The sequence below is a fragment of the Cellulomonas sp. ATA003 genome, assembly GCF_031582905.1.
Classification (GTDB): domain Bacteria; phylum Actinomycetota; class Actinomycetes; order Actinomycetales; family Cellulomonadaceae; genus Pengzhenrongella.
In genome coordinates this window covers 2,247,556-2,264,007 of the sequence record NZ_CP133990.1, presented here as the reverse complement: position 1 = coordinate 2,264,007, position 16,452 = coordinate 2,247,556, and the positions used below count along the sequence as shown (strand labels likewise).

Genomic DNA, 16,452 nt, shown 5'->3' with positions numbered 1-16,452 from the left:
AGCACGACGACGCCGGCGCTCACCCTCGGGGTGGGCGCCGGTCGTCGTGCGCCCGGGGCTGGGCCGGTGTGGGTGGGTAGGCGGAGACTGGTCGGCATGACGACGACGAAGCGCACCCAGCCCTCGGTGAAGACCGTGCCCACCCCGGACGACGTCGGCGCGTTCGTCGCCGCGGTGGCCGACGACGTCCGGCGGCGCGACGCCGAGACGCTCGTCGAGCTCATGGCTCGCGCGACCGGTCAGCCGCCGGTCCTGTGGGGCCCGTCGATCGTCGGCTTCGGCTCGTACCACTACGTGTACGAGTCCGGCCGTGAGGGGGACGCCAGCGCGGTCGGCTTCTCCCCGCGCAAGGCGTCGACGACCGTCTACCTCGCCGACGGCTTCGACGCGTACACCGACGACCTCGCGCGCCTGGGACCGCACTCGCTGGGCAAGTCCTGCCTGTACCTCAAGGACCTGTCGACGGTCGACCTGGCGGTCCTGGAGGGGATGGTGCGGCGGTCGTACGAGGTGACCACCACGCGCACCTGGCCGGCGGGGCAGTGACGGCGCGCCGCAGCCGCGACACGGCACGGCGCCGCGGCCTCGCTCCTGGGCGCAGCGCCGCCTGAGCGATGAGTTCCCCGGCGCGGGCGAGTCATCCTCATCGACCAGGACGACCTCGTCGGGAGAGTGTGCCGTGGGACGGATCGACATCGAGCTCTTCGTGACCCTGGACTTCGTCGGGCAGGCGCCCGGCGGTCCGGAGGAGGACCGCGAGGGCGGGTTCTCGTTCGGCGGGTGGCAGGCGCCACTGCTCGACGACGTCGCCGCCGCGCAGGTCGACGCCGCGTACGAAGGCACCGACGCCCTCCTGCTGGGCCGCCGGACGTACGACATCTTCGCCGCCTACTGGCCGCACCAGCAGGGCGGTGCGGACGACGACTTCGCCGCGCTCTTCAACCGCGTGCCGAAGTACGTCGCGTCCCGCGGTACCCCGGACCTCTCGTGGGCCAACTCGACCCTCCTGGGGGCGGACCTGACCAGCGCCGTCCGTGAGCTCCGCAACCGCCACGAGCACGTCAAGGTCGTCGGGAGCCTCGACCTCGTCCAGACCCTTCTCCGCGGGCAGCTCTTCGACCGCCTCGATCTGTGGGTGCACCCGATCCTGCTCGGCGTGGGGAAGAAGGTCTTCCACGACGGCGCCGTGCCCACGAACCTCACGCTCCTGCAACCGCCGATGGCCAGCCCTCAGGGCACCGTGTACCTGCGCTACGGGCTCGCCCCGGGCACCCCGGAGACCGGCGACATGACCTCACCCGATCGCGGCACCGAGAGACAGGACTGAGCACGCCCGCGAGGTCTCGGCGAGGCGGGTCGGGTACCGCCGTCGCCTGCGCACCAGGTACAGAGCCGCGAACCACGTCTCGACCGTAGCCGCGCTCACGGCAGCGGCGCCTCCGGCCGACCGCCGACGCGCAGCCACCCTGGAAGCCGTCGACCAGATCCGTCGCGCGGACGCAGCCGAGCTGACGCAGGGTCGCAGCCGCCAGGCTCGAGCTGTAGCCCTCGTTGCACACCACGATGATCCGCCGGCCGGGGTCGTCGGCCTCGGGCAGCCGGTCAGGGCTGGTCGGATCGAGCCGCCACTCCAGCACGTTGCGGTCGACGACCACGGCACCGGGCAGGGCACCGTCCCTGAGCCGCTGCTCGACGGGACGCGTGTCCACCACCAGCGCCCCGGCCGCGACCTCCTCGCCCAGCGACCGGGCGTCGACGCGATCCAGACCGGCGCGCGCCTGGGCGAGGAGGCGGTCGATCGAGGCGGTCGTCGGGCCTTCCGGCCTCGGCGCGCTCCGGGCACCCTCGGGACACATGGCGCCGAGCGTCACCAGCGGACCGGCGCCGTCAGCAGGCGCCGGGCCCGCCGGCGGCGTCATGGTCGGGTCAGCGCAGGTCGTCGACCGACGCCAGCGTGACGACGCCGTCGAGCGCGCGGGCGAAGTCGCCGTCGAGGGTCACGAGCGCGTCGCCCTGGAGCTCGGTCAGCGCGACGTACTCGGCGCCGAGGGTCTCCCACCAGCCGAGGCGGTCCGCGACCTCCCACGCGCGGCGGCGCATCGGGGCGTCGCCGAGCATGCGGACCTTGATCTTGTTGGCCTGCGCGAGGCGCTCACGGGCGACCTCGTCGCTCAGCTCGCCGCGCTGCACGGCCTCGTGCAGGTTCGACATGACCTGCGAGCGCAGGAACGTGGGGGCGAGCAGCTCGTGCTCCGCTCCGACGGTGATCCCCTCCGCCGCGAGATGGAGGACGGCACTGGCATCGACGACGAACTTGGTCACGGCTTCTCCTTGGGTCGCGAAACGGAAGGATCCTAAGGGGTCGGGCGGGTCGCCGTGGGTCTGTCCGCCGAGCAGGACGGGCGGGTCAGGTCGCGGGGGCGTTCGCGGGTGGCGCCACGGGCCCCGATCGCCGGCGGCGCCGGCGCCGCACCGCGAGCCAGAGCACGAGCAGCACGGCGGCCACCGCGGCCCACGGCAGCAGCACCCCGGCGACGAGCAGCGCCGCGGACAGCGCGGTGACCAGCGACTCCCACCCGGTCACCAGGCCGCCCCAGAACCCGGCCGGCTCGAGCACCGGGGTGGGGTCGTCGGCGCGGAGCTCGAGCGCGAGGGTCGACATCTCGACCTGGTCGGCGAGCCGCGCACGCTGCGACTGCAGCTGCTCGAGGTCGGACTGCCGCTGGGTGAGGCTGCTCTCCGCGGCGACCAGGTCCGCCGTCGACTCCGCTCGCGTGAGCAGGTCCTCCAGCCGGGTCACCGAGATCTGCAGGGCGCGGATCCGGGCGTCGAGGTCCTGGGCCTGACCCGTCACGTCGGTGCTGCGGAGCTGGACGTCGTCGACGGTGCCGAGGCGCTCGAGCTCGGCGAGCACCGGCGTCAGCCCCGCGGCCGGCACCCGGACCACGAGCCGCGCGGATGCCGGCCGGTCGTCGGACCCCGCATGCTCGACCCGCTCCTGGACCCGGCCCCCGGACTGCTCGACGAGCGCCGCGGCGTCCTGGACGGCGGTGCGCGGGTCCTCGACGGTCATCGCCACGGTGCCCTCGGTGATCACCTGGCGTGCCTCGTCGGCGGCCACGGCCCCGAGGTCGCCGCCGACCTCCCCGGAGCCCGCGGTGTCGCTCTGCGCCATGGCCTCCTCGGAGGCGCCGGCGGAGTCCTGTCCGAATCCGTCGGCGGACCCGGCGGCGTCCGAGCTGCCTCCGGCGGTGCAGCCGGTGAGCAGCAGGAGCAGCAGGCCGACGACGGCGACGACGGATCTCATGACGCCACCGTAGGAAGGCGGTGACCGTCCGTGACATCAGCCGGGGCGTCCGTGATCGGATCGTGGCCCGCCGTCGCGATCCGGTGCCGTTCCGTGACCTGCGCCGGGCCCGTGCCGTGACCTGCGCCGGCACCTCCGCCGGGCCTGCGCCGTCCTCTGCTCAGTCGGCGAGGACCTGCGCCATCGCCGCGCGCCCCACGGCCCGCATCACCGGGTCGTCGTCGGAGTGCGCCAGCATCGCCGACGCCATGCACAGCGCCCACCCGCGGGCGCGGGCCCACGTGGCGTCGTCCGGCCCGCTCGCCGCGGTGACCCCGGCGCGGAACGCGCGCCGCCCGGCGGCGTCGAACGTCAGCCACGCGGTCGCCAGGTCGGTGGCCGGGTCGCCGGCCGTCACGTCACCCCAGTCGAGCACGGCGGCGAGCCCGCCGTCCGGCGCGACCAGCAGGTTCACCGGGTGCAGGTCGCCGTGCAGCCACAGCGGCGGGCCCGACCACGGCGGGACGTCGAGCGCGTCCCGCCACCGGGCGAGCACGCGGTCGGCGTCGGGCACCGCCCCGGTGGCGAGCCGCTCGCGGACCGCACGGTCGCGCGTGCTCAGGGGCACGCCGCGCACGGGGTTGTGCGGCGCGTCGCCGGGTGCCGGGGTGTGCAGGGCGGCCACCACGGCGGCGAGCGGGCCGGCGAGCGCACTGCGCCCCGCGCGGGGCACGAGCCCGCCGAGACGTCCGGTGAACCACGGGACGACGCTCCACGACCACGCGAACGCCGGCGACGGACGGCCCACGCGCACCGGGACGGGCACGGGCGCCGGCAGCCGGGCGGCCAGCCCGGGCAGCCACCGCTGCTCGTGCCGGACGAGCGCGTCGGCGCTCGCGCGGCGCGGGACCCGGACGGCGAGGTCGTCACCCAGGCGCAGCACCACGGTGTCCCACCCGGACGCCGCGACGGCGAGCGGCCGGTCCGCCAGGTCGGGGTGCTGCTCGCGCAGCAGCGCCCGGACGAGCGCGGGAGTGACGTCGACCTCGGCGGCCGGGCGGGTCGCCACCGTTCTCAGACCGGCGCGGGGACCGCGTGGCGGCGGTCCCACGGCTCGGTCCAGCCGAGGGCGTCGAAGACGCGGTCGAGCACGATGGCGGTGAACCCCCACACGAGGTGCTCACCGGCGAGGAAGGCGGGGAGCGGTGCACCACGGCTCCGACGCGGTGCTCGGTGACCCGGCGGTGGGCGGGGTCGAGGAGGTCGGCGACGGGGGCGCGGAACACGTGCGACGACTCGCCCACGTCCACGACGCCGACCGGCGACGGCGTCGACCACCACGCGAGGACGGGGGTGACGAGGTGGTCGCTCACCGGGACGGCGATCTGCCCCAGCGTGCCGAGCACCTCGACCCCGTCCGGGTCGAGGCCCGTCTCCTCGACCGCCTCGCGCACCGCCGCGGCCTCGGGGCCGGCGTCGTCGGGGTCGACCCGCCCACCCGGGAAGGCGACCTGACCGGAGTGGTGGCGCAACGTCGTGGCCCGGCCGACCAGGAGGACGTCGAGGTCGGCCGGGACGGCACGGGTCGGGTGCAGGCCGGGGCGCGCGTCGAGGACCCCGAAGAGCACGAGCACGGCAGCGGGGCGCGGGGACGGTCCGGCGGTGCGGGACAAGGCGTCCCAGCGCACTCCGCGTGCGGCGAGCGCGGCGAGCTGCTCGCGCGCCGCCGCCGTGGTCGCCGGCGGGCCCTGCTGCCCCACCGGCGGAGCACCCGGGCCGACGCCGTCGCTCATGCCGCGGTCACCACCCGGCGGGGAGCGGTCGACCCTCGTCGTACCCCGCCGCGGACTGGATGCCGACGACGGCCCGCTCCGCGAGCTCCTCGAGCCTCGCCGCCCCGACGTAGGTGCACGCCGACCGCAGGCCGGAGGTGATCCGGTCGAGCAGGTCCTCGACGCCGGGACGCTCGGGGTCCAGGTACATCCGCGAGCTGGAGATGCCCTCCTCGTACAGGCCCTTGCGGGCCCGGTCGAAGGCCGAGCCACCGCGGGTGCGCGCAGCCACCGCGCGCGCCGACGCCATCCCGAAGCTCTCCTTGTACAGCCGCCCGGTGCCGTCCTCGTGCAGGTCGCCCGGGCTCTCGTGCGTCCCGGCGAACCAGGACCCCACCATGACCTGCGACGCCCCCGCAGCCAGCGCGAGTGCGACGTCCCGCGGGTGCCGCACCCCGCCGTCGGCCCACACGTGCTTGCCCAGGCGCCGGGCCTCCTCGGCGCACTCGAGCACCGCGGAGAACTGCGGGCGGCCGACGGCGGTCATCATCCGGGTCGTGCACATCGCACCGGGACCGACGCCGACCTTGACGATGTCCGCACCCGCCGCGACGAGGTCGCGGGTGCCCTCGGCGGTGACGACGTTGCCGGCGACCACCGGGACGTCGGGGGACAGGCTGCGCACCGCGGCGACGGCGTCCAGCATCTTGCGCTGGTGACCGTGCGCGGTGTCGACGACGAGCACGTCGACGCCCGCCTCGAGCAGCGCGGCGGCCTTGGCGCGCACGTCGCCGTTGATGCCCACGGCGGCCGCGATCCGCAGCCGCCCGCCGGAGTCGACGGCCGGGGTGTACACCGACGAGCGCAGGGCGCCGGTCCGGGTCAGGACGCCCACCAGGACGCCGTCGTCCACCACGGGGAGAAGCGGCGCCGGGACGCGTGCAGCCGCTCGAACGCGGCCTCCAGGCCGCCCGGGCCGGCGAGCACGTCGGCCTCGACGACCGTCGGGTCGGCCGTCATGACCTCGCCCACCTGGGTGAAGCGGTCGACGCCGCCGCAGTCCGCCTCGCTGACCACGCCCACCGGCCGGCCGTCGTGGACGACGACGGCGGCGCCGTGGGACCGCTTGCCGATGAGGGTCAGCGCGGTGTGCACGGTGTCGGTCGGGGCGACGACGACGGCGGTCTCGACGACGGTGTGCCGGGACTTGACCGACTCGACGACCTCCGCGACGACGGCCCCCGGGATGTCCTGCGGGATGACGGCCAGACCCCGCGGCGCGCCACCGTCTCGGCCATCCGGCGCCCGGAGACGGCCGTCATGTTGGCGACGACCACCGGGATCGTGGTGCCGCTGCCGTCCACGGTCGACAGGTCGACGTCGAACCGGGACGTCACCTCCGAGCGGGACGGGACGAGGAAGACGTCGCCGTAGGTCAGGTCGGAGGTCGGCTCGTGGCCGGGCAGGAAACGCATGGGCGCCAGTCTACGAACGGTGCGCGACGGGTCGCGGCGCGTCACAGCACGGCCGGGCGCGGCGAAGGGGAGCGCGACCTAGACTGGGGGTCGCCACCGCGCCGGTACACCCGTCCCGGTGCGGCGACGTCGCCACACCGGACGCCCTGAGAGGACACGTCATGGGCCTGCTCGCCCAGATCGGGACCCCGGCCGACCTGCGCCGGCTCACCCCGGCCGAGGTGGACCGGCTCGCCGCGGAGATCCGCGACTTCCTCGTCCAGTCGGTCTCCCGGACCGGCGGCCACCTGGGCCCCAACCTCGGCGTCGTCGAGCTCACGCTGGCCATGCACCGGGTGTTCGACTCACCGCGCGACTCGATGGTGTTCGATACCGGTCACCAGGCCTACGTGCACAAGCTGATCACCGGCCGCCAGGACTTCTCCGCGCTGCGCAAGCGCGACGGGCTGTCCGGGTACCCGAGCCGGGCCGAGTCCGTGCACGACGTCGTGGAGAACTCCCACGCGTCCACCGCGCTGAGCTGGGCGGACGGCATCGCCAAGGCGAACGTCGTGCGCGGCCTGACCGACCGGCACGTCGTCGCCGTGATCGGCGACGGCGCGCTGACCGGCGGCATGGCGTGGGAGGCCCTCAACAACATCGCCGAGGGACACGACCGCCGGCTCGTCGTCGTCGTCAACGACAACGGCCGCTCCTACGCGCCGACGATCGGCGGGCTCGCCTTCCACCTGGACACCCTGCGCACCACGCGCGGGTACGAGACCTTCCTCGACTGGGGCAAGCGCGCGCTGCACCGCACGGGCATGCCCGGCCGGTTCGCCTACGAGTGGCTGCACGGGCTGAAGAAGGGCCTCAAGGACGTCGTCATGCCGCAGGGCATGTTCGAGGACCTCGGCATCAAGTACGTCGGGCCGATCGACGGGCACGACGAGCTCGCCGTCGAGCACGCGCTGACCCGCGCCAAGGCCTTCGGCGGGCCGGTCATCGTGCACGTCATGACCGAGAAGGGCCGCGGGTACTCCCCGGCCGAGCAGGACGTCGCCGACCGCTTCCACGCCGTCGGGCAGATCCACCCCGAGACCGGGCTGCCGATCGCGCCGTCCCGGTTCGGCTGGACGAAGGTGTTCGCCGACGAGATGGTCCACATCGGCCGGCGGCGCCCCGACGTCGTCGCGATCACCGCGGCGATGCTCGCGCCGGTAGGTCTGGCCCCGTTCGCGGCGGAGTTCCCCACCCGCACCTTCGACGTCGGCATCGCGGAGCAGCACGCGGCGACGTCCGCCGCGGGCATGGCGTTCGCCGGCCTGCACCCGGTGGTGGCGGTGTACGCGACCTTCCTCAACCGCGCGTTCGACCAGGTGCTCATGGATGTCGCGCTGCACCGCGCGGGCGTCACCTTCGTGCTCGACCGCGCCGGCATCACCGGTGACGACGGCGCGAGCCACAACGGCATGTGGGACATGGCGATGCTCTCCGTGGTGCCCGGGCTGCACCTGGCCGCACCGCGCGACGAGCCCACGCTGCGGGACGTCCTGCGGACGGCGGTGGACATCGACGACGCCCCGAGCGTCGTCCGGTACCCGAAGGGCGCGCTGACCGATCCGATCGAGGCGCTCGAGCACGTCGACGGTGTCGACGTCCTGGCGCGCCTGGGCGAGCCGGGTGCGCCCGAGGTGCTCCTCGTCGGTGTCGGCGCGATGGTGCCCACGGCCCTGGAGACGGCCGACCTCCTCGCGGCGCACGGCCTGCGGGTCACCGTGGTCGACCCCCGGTGGGTGCTGCCGGTCCCGCCCGCGCTGGTCAAGATGGCTGGCGAGCACACGCACGTGGTGACCGTCGAGGACGGGCTGGTCGACGGCGGCGTGGGGGCGCTCCTGGGGCAGCGGGCGCGCGAGGCGGGCGTCGCCACCCCGGTGCAGTCCATCGGCATCCCGCTCGGGTTCCTCGACCACGCGACCCGCGACCAGATCGTCGGACAGCTGCGGCTGCGCCCGCAGGACATCGCGCGGGACGTGGTGACCGCGCTGGCCGCCGCGCGCTGAGCCACGCGTGACGACCGACGGCCACCGGTACCAGGTCGACGTCCTGCACCTGCTCGTGTCCCCCGAGCACGCGTACTTCGGGCGCCCCAGGGACGGCGCCGTGGACGTCCCGACGACGGACGCCGACAGCGCCGAGCTGGTCGCCGGCAAGGGCATCGTCGGTGACCGGTTCTACGGCAAGGCGGCCCACATGGACGCCGCCGTGACCCTGTTCGCGGTCGAGGCGCTCGAGGCCATCGCCGCCGACCTCGGCGCCGAACCCTTCGACCCCCTGCTGACCCGCCGCAACGTCGTGCTGCGCGGCGCCCAGCTCGCGCCGCTGCTCGGCGAGGAGGTCGTCCTGGAGTCGGGCGGGGTGGGTGGGACCCCGGCCGGCTCCGTGCGGCTGCGCGTCGGCCGGCCGGCGAACCCGTGCGTGTGGATGGACCGGGTGCTGGCGCCGGGCGCGCACGCGGCGATGCGGGGGCGGGGCGGGGTGCGCTGCGGGGTGCTGGCCGGTGGGACGCTGCACCGCGGTCCGGCGTGGCTGGTCAGCCCGGTGCCGCTCGACCCGGCCCGGGCCGGGGAGGCGGTCCGCCGACTGCCGTCACGGCTGCCGTGACCCGCCGGTCCGCCGGCGTGGAGCGCCGTCGGAGCGGGCTCAGGCCGAGACGGGGAGCCCCTGCAGCCACGCACGCCAGGCCGACTCCTCGCGCCGCACGTAGTCCGCGGCATCGGCGGAGAACAGGTACGCCCGCACGCCCGCCGTCGCCGTGCCGTCGCCCTCGCCGTAGGTGTAGACGCTGAGCATCCCGGGCACCGGTGCGGTGAGCCGGACCAGGGCCTGCCGCTCGCCGACCCGCGCGACCGTGCCGGTGGTGCCGAGCACCCTGAACGCCGCTCCCTCGCCGCCGAGCCCGAGCGCGTCGCGCGCGGCACCCCACAGCGCCTCGGCGTCGCCGGGATGGGAGGCGCTGACGTCCAGCGGGGTCGCCTCCTGGCCGGGGAAGTACGTGAGGTAGAGGCGCAGGGTGTCGAAGTACGGCATCCAGCCGGCGCCCATCTCCGCCCAGAACTCCGACTCCCAGTCCGCGCCGGTCCCGAAGCCGCTGCTCGTGACGTGCACGACGCAGGTCCCGCCGGACTGCGCCTCGACGACGAACTCCGACGTCAGCGGGCTGAGCGCGTCCGGGTCCTGGCCCATGAGGGCGGCCCAGTCCTCCTCGTAGGCGAGGCGGCGCGGCGGGTCCCAGCCGGTGACCCGGCCGTCCGAGCCCATCTCCGGGCCCATGGAGAAGTGCAGGAACCCCCTCGCGCTCCTCCATCTCGGTCGGCACGAACCAGGCGCTCATGCCCCGGGCGGTGGCGATGGCCTGCCAGACCTGCTCCGGGGTGCCCGGGACCTCGACGCTGAACTCCAGGTGGTACGGGACGTCCGGGATCGTGCTCATGCGTCCTCCTCGACGAGTGGGTGGGCGGCGATGACGAGCCGGTACGGGCGCCCGTCGTCGTGGTGGTGGCGAGCGGCCAGGTCGAGCACCGCGGCGGTCAGGTCGTCCGCGAAGGCGGCCCGGTCGGCGGCCGACCGGAAGCCGATCTGCGTGTCGATGGTGAACGTGGGGAGGCGCCTGCCGGACGCGCCGGCTCGGCGGACCAGCGCGCCGACCTCGCGCACCAGCCGACCGGCCAGCGCGACGAGGTAGCCCGCCGACAGGTGGTCGGCGGTGGCGTCCGGGTCGGCCGCGGACGCGCTCACCGCCGCCGGGGACACGACGTACGACGCCGCCGACGCCTGCAGCACCCGCTCGGTGATGCCACCGTGCCGGCGCTCCTCGGACAGCTCCACCAGACCGTGGGCCTCGAGCGCCTTGAGGTGGTAGTTGACCTTCTGGCGCGCGATGCCGACCCGGGTGGCGAGCCCGGCGGCGGAGGCAGGGACGACGAGCTCACCGAGCAGTCGGGCCCGGACAGGATCCAGCGCGGCGGCGGCTGCCACCGCGTCTTCGATGACCTCGACGTCCTGCACGGTCCCCACCGTGGCCCCGACAACTATTGTTGTCAAGGGTCGGGTCGACGACGCGGTCGCCCGGCGTCGGCGGCGCGTCGCCGGGCCGACTCTGCGAGGCCGGCCGCGCGCGGCTAGGGCGCGACGTCGTCGTCGACCCACTCCAGGAGGTCCCCGGGCTGGCAGTCGAGGACTCGGCACATCGCCTCGAGCGTGCTGAACCGCACCGCCTTGGCGCGGCCGTTCTTGAGCACCGCCACGTTGGCCGGCGTGAGGCCGACCCGGTCGGCGAACTCGCCCACGCTCATCTTGCGCTTGGCCAGCTCGACGTCGATGCGGACGACGATGGCCATCAGATCACCGCATCCATGTCGGTCCGCAGGACGGCGGCCTGCCGCAGCAGCGCGCGCAGGACCACCATGAGCATGACCGCGACGGCGCCCACCAGGACCAGCCCCAGCAGCAGCATGGGCGCCCCCGGGTCCCGCAGCTCGGGTGTGGCCAGCATGATCGCGATCAGCCATGCCGACGTCCCGGCGAGCAGGACCCAGGCGGCCGCGACCGCCCAGACGATGCCGTCGACCCAGGAGAAGGCCGCGGTGCTGAAGATGCGGTCCGCCTCCACCATCGTCAGCAGCTTCCAGGTGCACACGATGACGACCTCGACGCACAGCAGCCCGAGCACGCCGATGGTGGTGAGCGGCCAGCGCAGGTAGGTGAGGTCCACCGATCCCTGCCCGATGTCCGCGAACTGCCCCGGGACGGCGAGCGTCTGCCCCACGACGCAGGCGGCGAACAGCAGCACCAGGAGGACTCGCAGGAGGACCACGACCGTGCGCGTCAGTGTCATGCCCCGAGTATCGACGGCTTCGGCATCGAATGACGAACGATAGAGATTGCGCGACACTCGATGGCCCGCGGCGCGTGCCCACCGCCGGTCCGCCACCGAGAGGTCCTCCTGTGCCCTACGTCCTCGCCGTCCTCCTGCTCGCGGTCGGGGCCGCCGCCGTCGTCGCCGGTGGCGCGGACGACTCGCCGGGCCTGCAGGGCCTGGGGGTCCTGCTGGCCGCCGGGGCGGTCTGGCTCGCGGTGCGCACCGCGCGCCGCCGCCGCCGGCGGCCCTGAGCGCTCCGTCGCCCGCTCAGCCGCGCGGCACGTCCGCGACCCCGGGCGCGAGCAGGCGGCGCCCGAGGACGCGCTCGGACGTCCCGGTGCGGTCGAGGTACGGCGTGATCCCGCCGAGGTGGAACGGCCAGCCGGCGCCCAGGATCATCGCGAGGTCGATCGACTCCGGTGACGCGACGACGCCCTCGTCGAGCATGAGCCCGATCTCCTGCGCGAGCCCGGCCAGGACGGCGTCGCGCACGCCGTCGGCGTCGAGGGAGCCGGGGCGCCCGGGCGAGCCGAAGACGTCCTGGATCGCCGGGTCGACCGCGTGCTCGGCGCCGCGACCGTCGGGGACGGGCACCACCCGGCGCCCCTCGGACGCGAGGCGCTCGAGCCCGGGGGACAGCGGGTACCGGTCCCCGAGGTCCTCGTGCAGCGAGCGCAGCACGTGCAGCGCGACCGGCAGCCCGACGAGCTGGATGAGCGCGAACGGCCCCATCGGCAGACCGAGCGGGCGCAGCGCGACGTCCGCCACGCCGACCGGGGTGCCGGACTCCACGGCCGCGGCGACCTCGGCGAGCATCCGCAGCAGCAGCCGGTTGACGACGAAGCCGGGCCGGTCGGCGACGCCGACGGCCGTCTTGCCGAGGGCCTTGGCGACGGCGAAGGCGGTGGCGACCGCGGCGTCGGACGACGACGCGGTGCGCACGACCTCGATGAGCGGCATCTGGGCGACGGGGTTGAAGAAGTGCAGGCCGACGACGCGCTCGGGCCGGCGCAGGTGTGCCGACATCTGGGTCACCGAGAGCGCGGAGGTGTTGGTGGCGAGCACGGTGTGCTCGCCGACGAGGTCCTCGAGCTCGGCGAACACGCGCTGCTTGATCGCCATCACCTCGGTGACCGCCTCGATGACGAGGTCGGCGCCGGCGAGCGTCGACAGGTCGGTGCTCACGGTGATCGACGCGAGGACGCGGTTGCCCTCGGCGTCCGAGAGCCGGCCCTTGGCGACCATGCCGTCGACGAGGGACCGCACCCCGGCCAGCCCCGCCGCGACCCGCTCGTCGTCCACCTCGCGCAGCGCGACCGGCACCCGCAGCCGGCGGGCGAGCAGCACCGCGAGCTGACCGGCCATCAGCCCGGCGCCGACGATGCCGACCGAGCGCACCGGCACGGCGAGGTCCTCGGACGGCGCACCGGCGGGCTTGCGCGCCTTGCGGGTCGTGAGGTCGAACGCGTAGAGGCCGGCGCGCAGCTCGTCGGACATGAGCAGGTCGGTGAGCACGTCGTCCTCGGCGGCGAACGCGGTGTCCCGGTCCGCCGTGCGGGACCCGGCCACGAGCTCGAGGGCGCGGTACGGGGCCTGCTTGGCCCCGTGCAGGCGGGCGTCGAGCGCGGCGCGGGCGGCGGTGATCGTCGCGTCCCACGTGGCGTCGTCGTCGGGCCCCGCGTCGGACGGGCTGCGGGCGACCTGCACCCGCCCGGCGAGCACGTCGGCGGTCCACACCAGCGACTGCTCGAGGAAGTCGGCCGGGTGCAGGAGCACGTCGGCGAGGCCCAGCTCCACCGCCTCGGCCGCCTTGGTCATCCGGTTGTTCGCGAGCGGACGGGTGAGGATGAGGTCGAGCGCGCGGCGGACGCCGACCAGCCGGGGCAGCAGCGTGCAGCCGCCCCACCCCGGGACCAGCCCGAGGAAGGTCTCGGGCAGCGCGATCGCCGTGACGTCCGCGGCGACGGTCCGGTACGTGCAGTGCAGCGCCACCTCGAGGCCACCGCCGAGCGCGACGCCGTTGACGTAGGCGAACGTCGGGACGCCCATCTCGCCGAGGATCCGCAGGGTGGCGTGGCCGAGCTCGGCGATCGCCCGAGCGTCGCGGCGGTCGGCGATCGCCGCGACCGCGGTGAGGTCGGCGCCGGCCGCGAGGAAGTACGGCTTGCCGGTGATGCCGACGGCGACGATCTCGCCCGCGTCGGCGCGTCGGCGCACCGCCTGCAGGGCGTCCTGCAGACCGGCCATCCCGGCCGCACCGAGGGTCGTGGGCTTGGTGTGGTCGAGCCCGTTGTCGAGCGTGACGAGCGCGAGGACGCCGGCGCCACCGGGCAGCTCGACGTCGCGCACGAGCGCGCGCGTGACGCGCTCGGGCCGGGCCGCCGGGGAGTGGTGGGGGTGCTCATGCGCTGCGCTCCTGCAGGGTGGGGGCGGTCGGGTCGTAGTCGGCGTGGTGGGGGTTCTCCCAGATCACCGTGCCGCCCTGGCCCAGGCCGACGCACAGCGTCGTCAGGCCGTAGCGGACGTCCGGCCGCGCCGCGAAGTGCCGCGCGAGCTGGGTCATGAGCCGGACGCCGGACGACGCGAGCGGGTGCCCGACGGCGATCGCGCCGCCGTCGGGGTTGACCCGCGGGTCCTCGTCGTCGATGCCGAACGCGTCGAGGAACGCGAGCACCTGCACGGCGAACGCCTCGTTGATCTCGACCAGCCCGATGTCGTCGATCGTCAGCCCGGCTCGGGCGAGGGCGCGCTCGGTCGCGGGCACCGGGCCCAGGCCCATGACGGCCGGGTCCACGCCGGCGTAGGCGAACGTCACCATCCGCATCCGGGGCGCGAGCCCGAGCTCGGCGGCGGTGTCCTCCGCGGCGAGCAGGCACATCGCCGCACCGTCGGTCAGCGGAGCCGATGTCGCCGCGGTCACCCGGCCACCGGGACGGAACGGGGTCGGCAGGCCGCGGACGGCCTCGAGCGTGGTGCCGGGGCGGGGCGGCTCGTCGGCGGTCGCCAGGCCCCAGCCGCACTCGGAATCACGGACGGCGACCGGCACGAGGTCGGGGGCGATCCGCCCGGCGGCCAGCGCGGCGGCGTACTTCGCCTGGCTCGCGACCCCGAGGGCGTCGGCGCGCTCGCGGGTCAGCGCGGGGTAGCGGTCGTGCAGGTTCTCGGCCGTCCGGCCCATGAGCAGCGCGTCGCCGCTCACGAGCCGCTCGGACGCGAAGCGCGGGTTGGGGTCGGCGTCGAACCCCATCGGGTGACGGCCCATGTGCTCGACCCCGCCGGCCAGGGCGACGTCCTGCGCGCCCACGCCGATCGCGGCGGCGGTCGACGTCACCGCCGTCATCGCCCCGGCGCACATGCGGTCGATCGCGTACCCCGGGACGCTGCGCGGCAGCCCGGCGAGGACGCCGACGGTCCGCCCGAGGGTCAGCCCCTGGTCACCGGACTGCGTGGTCGCCGCGATGGCGACCTCGTCGACCCGCTCGGGCGGGAGCTCGGGGTGGCGCCGCAGGAGCTCACGGACCGCCTTGACCGCGAGGTCGTCGGCACGGGTGTGGGCGTAGAGGCCGTCGGGGCGGGCGCGCCCGAAGGGGGTCCGCACCCCCTCGACGAACACGGTCGGGCGGACGGTGGCACGTGGCGATGCGCTGGGCATCGGACCTCCTGGCGTGGACGACGGTGTCCTGGCGCCCGGGGACCGGGTGCCGGTGACGGACGGCGCGGCGGGCCGCGGCCGTCCGTCGTCGATGTTACTGGTCGGTAACCAGTGCCTCCGCGAGCAACGGGGCCGTCAGGGTGACCTGCCACGCACGCGCGCCGCCGGCGGTGAGGAACGCGCCGATCGACTCGGCGTCCAGCACCGGGGGCGGGCTCCAGCACAGCCGGCGGAGCAGGTCGGGCTGCAGCAGGTTCTCCACCGGCACCGTGTGCTCGGCGGAGAGCGCGGTGACGACCTCGCGGGCCGCGGCGAGGCGCGCGGCGGCGTCCGGGTCCCGGTCGGCCCACGTCCGCGGCGGCGGCGGCGCGTCGGACTTCGGGCCGCGCACCGACGGCAGGTCCGCCTCGGGCGTCGCCAGGCCGCGCTGGATCGCCGCCTGCCACACGGTGATGCGGCGTCGGGCGCCCTTGCCGGAGAACGACGGCAGGGCGGTGAGGGCCTCGACGGAGCGGGGCATCGCCTGGGCCGCCGCGACGATGGCGGCGTCGGGGAGCACGCGGCCGGGGGAGATGTCCCGTTCGCGGGCGTTGCGGTCCCGTGCCGTCCACAGCTCGCGGACGACGGCGAGCCGGCGGGCGTCGCGGATCACGTGCAGCCCTGAGACGCGCCGCCACGGCTCGAGCCGCGGCGGCGGCGGCGGGGTGAGCCGGACCGCCTCGAACTCCTCCGCGGCCCACTGGGCCTTGCCCGCCTGGGCGAGCCGCTCCGCCATCACGGCGCGCAGCTCCACGAGCACCTCGACGTCGAGCGCGGCGTACCGCAGCCACTCGTCCGGCAGCGGCCGGGTCGACCAGTCGACGGCCGAGTGCTCCTTGGCCAGTCCCAGCCCGAGCAGGTCGGCGACCACCGCCGCCAGGCCGACGCGCTCGAGCCCCAGCAGCCGGGCCCCGAGCTCGGTGTCGAAGATCCGGGTCGGACGCATGCCCTGCTCGGCGAGACCGGGCAGGTCCTGCGACGCCGCGTGCAGCACCCACTCGACACCGACCAGCGCCTCGGAGAGCGCGGACAGGTCGGGCAGGGCGATCGGGTCGATGAGGGCGGTGCCCGCGCCCTCGCGGCGGACCTGCACGAGGTAGGTCCGCTGGCCGTACCGGTACCCGGAGGCGCGCTCGGCGTCGACGGCGACCGGCCCGGTGCCGGCGGCGAACGCGTCCACGACGTCGGCGAGCTCCGCCGCGGTGGTGACCACGGCGGGGACACCGTCGACCGGCTGCACGAGGGGGACGACGTCGGGCTCGGGCGGGGGCGTCCGCACGTCGGTCGTCATCGTGGCGGACGGCTCAGGCTCCATGGGGCAACCGTAG

The 16,452-nt window shown here is 75.3% G+C and carries 15 protein-coding genes and 3 pseudogenes; 5 read left to right on the top strand and 13 right to left on the bottom strand.

Annotated elements, in window-relative coordinates:
* Positions 1 to 96 precede the first annotated feature (96 nt).
* Together REH70_RS11235 and REH70_RS11230 are read left to right on the top strand one after the other, a co-directional pair.
* Positions 97 to 546, top strand: a complete 450-nt coding sequence (locus REH70_RS11235; RefSeq protein ID WP_310747272.1) for a DUF1801 domain-containing protein — start codon at positions 97 to 99, stop codon at positions 544 to 546.
* 133 nt (positions 547 to 679) lie between these two features.
* Positions 680 to 1,327: a dihydrofolate reductase family protein gene (locus REH70_RS11230; protein ID WP_310747270.1), complete on the top strand. Its 648-nt coding sequence runs from the start codon at positions 680 to 682 to the stop codon at positions 1,325 to 1,327.
* Positions 1,328 to 1,475: 148 nt separating this feature from the next.
* On the opposite strand, the pseudogene REH70_RS11225 reads toward REH70_RS11230, so the two are convergent.
* The 6 genes and pseudogenes from REH70_RS11225 to REH70_RS11200 form a co-directional block, all read right to left on the bottom strand.
* Positions 1,476 to 1,856: pseudogene (locus REH70_RS11225) on the bottom strand (rhodanese-like domain-containing protein); the annotation flags it as partial.
* 70 nt (positions 1,857 to 1,926) lie between these two features.
* Positions 1,927 to 2,322: a type II toxin-antitoxin system VapC family toxin gene (locus tag REH70_RS11220; RefSeq protein ID WP_310747268.1), complete on the bottom strand. Its 396-nt coding sequence runs from the start codon at positions 2,320 to 2,322 to the stop codon at positions 1,927 to 1,929.
* 85 nt (positions 2,323 to 2,407) lie between these two features.
* Positions 2,408 to 3,307: a DUF4349 domain-containing protein gene (locus tag REH70_RS11215; protein WP_310747267.1), complete on the bottom strand. Its 900-nt coding sequence runs from the start codon at positions 3,305 to 3,307 to the stop codon at positions 2,408 to 2,410.
* A 160-nt stretch (positions 3,308 to 3,467) separates the two neighbouring features.
* A complete protein-coding gene (locus tag REH70_RS11210; protein ID WP_310747265.1) occupies positions 3,468 to 4,355 on the bottom strand; it encodes an aminoglycoside phosphotransferase family protein in 888 nt (295 codons plus the stop codon).
* A 5-nt stretch (positions 4,356 to 4,360) separates the two neighbouring features.
* A pseudogene (locus REH70_RS11205) lies at positions 4,361 to 5,079 on the bottom strand (NUDIX hydrolase).
* A gap of 7 nt (positions 5,080 to 5,086) precedes the next feature.
* Positions 5,087 to 6,533, bottom strand: a pseudogene (locus REH70_RS11200) (GuaB1 family IMP dehydrogenase-related protein).
* 161 nt (positions 6,534 to 6,694) lie between these two features.
* Here REH70_RS11200 and dxs point away from each other — a divergent pair.
* Both dxs and REH70_RS11190 read left to right on the top strand, forming a co-directional pair.
* A complete protein-coding gene (gene dxs, locus REH70_RS11195) occupies positions 6,695 to 8,575 on the top strand; it encodes a 1-deoxy-D-xylulose-5-phosphate synthase (RefSeq protein WP_310747263.1) in 1,881 nt (626 codons plus the stop codon).
* A 7-nt stretch (positions 8,576 to 8,582) separates the two neighbouring features.
* Entirely contained in the window at positions 8,583 to 9,176 is a 594-nt protein-coding gene (locus tag REH70_RS11190; protein WP_310747261.1) for an MOSC domain-containing protein, read from the top strand.
* A 39-nt stretch (positions 9,177 to 9,215) separates the two neighbouring features.
* Here the strand turns inward: REH70_RS11190 and REH70_RS11185 are convergent, their stop codons facing one another.
* The 4 genes from REH70_RS11185 to REH70_RS11170 all read right to left on the bottom strand — a co-directional run bounded on the left by REH70_RS11185 (position 9,216) and on the right by REH70_RS11170 (position 11,409).
* A complete protein-coding gene (locus REH70_RS11185) occupies positions 9,216 to 9,845 on the bottom strand; it encodes an SRPBCC domain-containing protein (protein ID WP_310747260.1) in 630 nt (209 codons plus the stop codon).
* A gap of 156 nt (positions 9,846 to 10,001) precedes the next feature.
* The gene (locus REH70_RS11180) at positions 10,002 to 10,580 is read right to left on the bottom strand and encodes a helix-turn-helix domain-containing protein (protein WP_310747259.1); all 579 of its coding nucleotides are present in this window, start codon (positions 10,578 to 10,580) and stop codon (positions 10,002 to 10,004) included.
* Positions 10,581 to 10,693: 113 nt separating this feature from the next.
* On the bottom strand, positions 10,694 to 10,912 hold the full coding sequence (locus REH70_RS11175; protein WP_310747258.1) for a helix-turn-helix transcriptional regulator: 219 nt from the start codon (positions 10,910 to 10,912) through the stop codon (positions 10,694 to 10,696).
* Positions 10,912 to 11,409: a DUF2975 domain-containing protein gene (locus tag REH70_RS11170; RefSeq protein ID WP_310747257.1), complete on the bottom strand. Its 498-nt coding sequence runs from the start codon at positions 11,407 to 11,409 to the stop codon at positions 10,912 to 10,914. The genes REH70_RS11175 and REH70_RS11170 overlap by 1 nt, the downstream gene beginning before the upstream one ends.
* A gap of 110 nt (positions 11,410 to 11,519) precedes the next feature.
* On the opposite strand from REH70_RS11170, the gene REH70_RS11165 reads away from it, so the two are divergent.
* Positions 11,520 to 11,684: a hypothetical protein gene (locus REH70_RS11165; RefSeq protein ID WP_310747256.1), complete on the top strand. Its 165-nt coding sequence runs from the start codon at positions 11,520 to 11,522 to the stop codon at positions 11,682 to 11,684.
* 16 nt (positions 11,685 to 11,700) lie between these two features.
* Here REH70_RS11165 and REH70_RS11160 read toward each other — a convergent pair whose 3' ends face one another.
* From REH70_RS11160 to REH70_RS11150, 3 genes are all read right to left on the bottom strand, one after another.
* Positions 11,701 to 13,782 carry a 3-hydroxyacyl-CoA dehydrogenase NAD-binding domain-containing protein gene (locus REH70_RS11160; protein WP_310747254.1) on the bottom strand — a complete coding sequence of 694 codons (2,082 nt, stop codon included), beginning with the start codon at positions 13,780 to 13,782 and terminating at the stop codon, positions 11,701 to 11,703.
* A gap of 52 nt (positions 13,783 to 13,834) precedes the next feature.
* Positions 13,835 to 15,085 (bottom strand): thiolase family protein, encoded by a 1,251-nt coding sequence (locus REH70_RS11155; protein ID WP_310747252.1) that lies wholly within the window; start codon positions 15,083 to 15,085, stop codon positions 13,835 to 13,837.
* A gap of 94 nt (positions 15,086 to 15,179) precedes the next feature.
* Positions 15,180 to 16,439 carry a ribonuclease D gene (locus REH70_RS11150; protein ID WP_310747251.1) on the bottom strand — a complete coding sequence of 420 codons (1,260 nt, stop codon included), beginning with the start codon at positions 16,437 to 16,439 and terminating at the stop codon, positions 15,180 to 15,182.
* Positions 16,440 to 16,452: the final 13 nt, after the last annotated feature.

What these genes read in the sequence shown, in the direction of transcription:
- REH70_RS11175 (WP_310747258.1), bottom strand. Translation starts at nt 10,912, where the DNA reads ATGGCCATCGTCGTCCGCATCGACGTCGAGCTGGCCAAGCGCAAGATG.
- REH70_RS11215 (WP_310747267.1), bottom strand. Translation starts at nt 3,307, where the DNA reads ATGAGATCCGTCGTCGCCGTCGTCGGCCTGCTGCTCCTGCTGCTCACC.
- REH70_RS11235 (WP_310747272.1), top strand. Translation starts at nt 97, where the DNA reads ATGACGACGACGAAGCGCACCCAGCCCTCGGTGAAGACCGTGCCCACC.
- REH70_RS11185 (WP_310747260.1), bottom strand. Translation starts at nt 9,845, where the DNA reads ATGGGCCCGGAGATGGGCTCGGACGGCCGGGTCACCGGCTGGGACCCG.
- REH70_RS11155 (WP_310747252.1), bottom strand. Translation starts at nt 15,085, where the DNA reads ATGCCCAGCGCATCGCCACGTGCCACCGTCCGCCCGACCGTGTTCGTC.
- REH70_RS11170 (WP_310747257.1), bottom strand. Translation starts at nt 11,409, where the DNA reads ATGACACTGACGCGCACGGTCGTGGTCCTCCTGCGAGTCCTCCTGGTG.
- REH70_RS11150 (WP_310747251.1), bottom strand. Translation starts at nt 16,439, where the DNA reads ATGGAGCCTGAGCCGTCCGCCACGATGACGACCGACGTGCGGACGCCC.
- dxs (WP_310747263.1), top strand. Translation starts at nt 6,695, where the DNA reads ATGGGCCTGCTCGCCCAGATCGGGACCCCGGCCGACCTGCGCCGGCTC.